Source organism: Mycobacterium sp. (assembly GCF_040509115.1).
GTDB lineage: Bacteria > Actinomycetota > Actinomycetes > Mycobacteriales > Mycobacteriaceae > Mycobacterium.
In genome coordinates this window covers 1-2,723 of sequence record NZ_JBEVLO010000422.1, presented here as the reverse complement: position 1 = coordinate 2,723, position 2,723 = coordinate 1, and the positions used below count along the sequence as shown (strand labels likewise).

The 2,723-nt window shown below is 67.6% G+C and carries 3 protein-coding genes and 1 pseudogene; all 4 read left to right on the top strand.

Annotated elements, in window-relative coordinates; all coding sequences use genetic code 11:
* A partial coding sequence (locus ABW137_RS29105) for a CaiB/BaiF CoA transferase family protein (RefSeq protein WP_526405253.1) occupies window positions 1-1,012 on the top strand: 1,012 nt, incomplete at its 5' end.
* On the top strand, window positions 1,009-1,920 hold the full coding sequence (locus ABW137_RS29100) for a hydroxymethylglutaryl-CoA lyase (protein WP_526405252.1): 912 nt from the start codon (window positions 1,009-1,011) through the stop codon (window positions 1,918-1,920). The genes ABW137_RS29105 and ABW137_RS29100, both read left to right, overlap by 4 nt.
* Before the next feature lie 7 nt (window positions 1,921-1,927).
* A complete protein-coding gene (locus ABW137_RS29095; RefSeq protein ID WP_526405250.1) occupies window positions 1,928-2,539 on the top strand; it encodes a TetR/AcrR family transcriptional regulator in 612 nt (203 codons plus the stop codon).
* 17 nt (window positions 2,540-2,556) lie between these two features.
* Window positions 2,557-2,723, top strand: a pseudogene (locus ABW137_RS29090) (acyl-CoA dehydrogenase); the annotation flags it as partial.

The window sequence follows — 2,723 nt, the reverse complement described above, 5'->3', positions numbered from 1 at the left end:
CGCCCGCAACAAGAAGGCCGTCACACTGAACCTGCGGGCCGAGGCGGGCCGCGCCCTGTTCCTCGACCTGGTCGAGCGCTCCGACATCGTCGTGGAGAACTTCCGGCCCGGCACGTTGGAGAAGTGGAATCTGGGTTACGACGTGCTGCGCGCCCGCAATCGGGGCATCGTGTTGGTGCGGGTGTCGGGATACGGGCAGACGGGTCCGGAGGCCCACAAGGCCGGCTACGCGTCGGTCGCCGAGGCCGCCAGCGGGCTGCGGCACATGAACGGCTTCCCCGGTGGCCCTCCCCCACGCCTGGCACTGTCACTGGGCGACAGCCTGGCGGGCATGTTCGCCGCCCAGGGTGCACTCGCAGCGCTGTTCCGACGCTCGGTCACCGGCGAGGGACAGGTGGTCGACGCCGCACTCACCGAGGCGTGTCTGGCCGTGCAAGAGTCCACCATTCCCGACTACGACGTCGGTGGGGTGGTCCGCGGGCCGTCCGGCACCCGGCTCGAGGGAATCGCACCGTCGAACATCTATCCGGCCGCCGACGGTAGCTGGGTCGTCATCGCGGCCAACCAGGACACCGTCTTCCGCAGATTGTGCGCTGCGATGGGTCAACCCGAGCTGGCCGACGATGGCCGCTTCGCCAATCACGTTGCCCGGGGCCGCAATCAGGACGAGATCGACAAGATCATCGCTGCCTGGGCAGCCGAACGCCAGCCCGCCGACATCATCGCCACGCTGGGCGCAGCGGGCGTGATCAGCGGCCCCATCAATACGGTCGCCGAAGTCGTCACCGATCCTCAACTGGTGTCCCGCGGCATGATCGCCGACCACTTCGACGAGCGCATCGGGCGCAACGTGAAGGGACCTGGTGTGGTGCCGGTGCTGTCCGAGACTCCGGGAACGATCCGCAGCGCGGGATCGTCGAAGCCTGGGCAGCACAACGACGAGGTGTACGGCGACCTCTTGGGCCGCTCGGCCACCGATCTCGAGGCGTTGCGGACTGAGGGGGTCATATGAGCTTGCCCGCACACGTCACGATCCGCGAGGTCTCCCTACGCGACGGGCTGCAGATCGAAGACCCGATTCCGTTGTCCACCAAGCTCGAACTGCTCGAGGCGATCGTGGCAACCGGCGTCCGGGAAGTCGAGGCGACGGCCTTCGTGTCGCCGTCGAAGGTTCCGGCCCTTGCCGACGCCGCGGCGCTGGCCGCCGAGTTGCCGCGGTTCCGTGAATCCCATGGCGTCGAGTTCTCCGCGCTGGTCGCCGGCCTCGGCGGCGCGGATCGCGCGGTCGCCGCGGGCATGGGCTCCCTCGAATACGTGGTCTCGGCCGCCGACGGGCACAGCGCCGCCAACGTCGGACGGTCGACCGCCGAGTCCACCGACCTGATCGTCGACATCGCCCGCATCGCCCACGAGAGTGACGCCACCATCGAGGTGATCATCGCCACCGCGTGGGACTGCCCGTTCGACGGCCCCACCGATCCCCGCCGGGTGCTCGACATCGCCACCGCTGCCGTGGAGATCGGTGCCGACCGGTTGGCCATTGCCGATACCATCGGCACCACGACGCCGCGGCGGGTGAGCACGCTGATCGAACTCCTGCGGCCGATCGTCGGAGACCTCCCGCTGGGCGCGCACTTTCACAACACGCGGGGCGCCGGCCTGGCCAGTGCGTATGCCGCCGTCTCGGCAGGCGTCAAGAGGCTGGACTCCTCGGTCGGTGGGCTCGGCGGTTGTCCGTTCGCCCCTGGCGCCAGTGGCAACATCGCCACCGAGGACCTGGTGTATCTGCTGCGGGACAGCGACATTGGCAGCGACATCGACCTGGAGGCGGCGATCTACGCGGCGACCGTCGCGCGCAAGGCCGTCGGCCACGAGCTGCCAAGTGCGCTGCTGCGCGCGGGCGATCGACGTCTGAGCTGAGCGCACCGTGCCGGCCGAGTCACTCACTGCGAAGGGTCTGCAGACCCGCGAGACCATCGAACGGTCCGCTCGGAAGCTGTTCGCGGAGCGCGGATTTCACGGCACCACTCTCACCGATATCACGTCGGCGGCAGGCAGGTCCCCCGCCGCGTTCTACCGTTACTACGCCGACAAGGAAGATCTGTTGGCGGTGCTCGCCGTGTCGTTCCTCCGCGACGTGGTGGCGCCGCTGGGCCAGCAGATGCACCTCCCGGACTCACCGGAGGACACGGAGTTCTTCGTCTCGACGGTGACCGGCTACTGGAACATGTTCAAGCAGAACATCGGAATCATGATCGCCGTCGCCCAACTCGCCGCGACGCAGAGGCGCTTCGCCGATGTGCAGAATGAGTTCCGACGCTTCGGCATGGACATCGTCGCCGCGTCCGTGCGGCGAGCCCAGGAGCAGGGCCACGGCACCGAGCTCAATCCAGAGCACACCGCCGCCGCCATCGCGCTGCTGTTCGAGAACTTCACCACGGTCTTCGTCGGCCGGTCCGGCCTTGGGCTCGAGATCGGCGACAAGGATGCCATCACGACGCTGTCGACCATCTGGAAGAAGACGCTGTACGGGTTCTGACGACAAAGGAGATCACAGTGGATTTCGCTCTCCCAGAGCATCTTCCGGGCCTGCTGGCCGAGATGGACTCGTTTATCGAAACGGAGATCAAGCCGCTGGAACGCGAGAACATCCAGTACTTCGACCAGCGTCGTGAGAACGCCCGAACCGACTGGGACAACGGGGGCATCCCCCGGCGGGAGTG

Bases quoted from the DNA above. Each gene is read 5' to 3' on its own strand.
- ABW137_RS29100 (WP_526405252.1), top strand. From the start codon at position 1,009: ATGAGCTTGCCCGCACACGTCACGATCCGCGAGGTCTCCCTACGCGAC.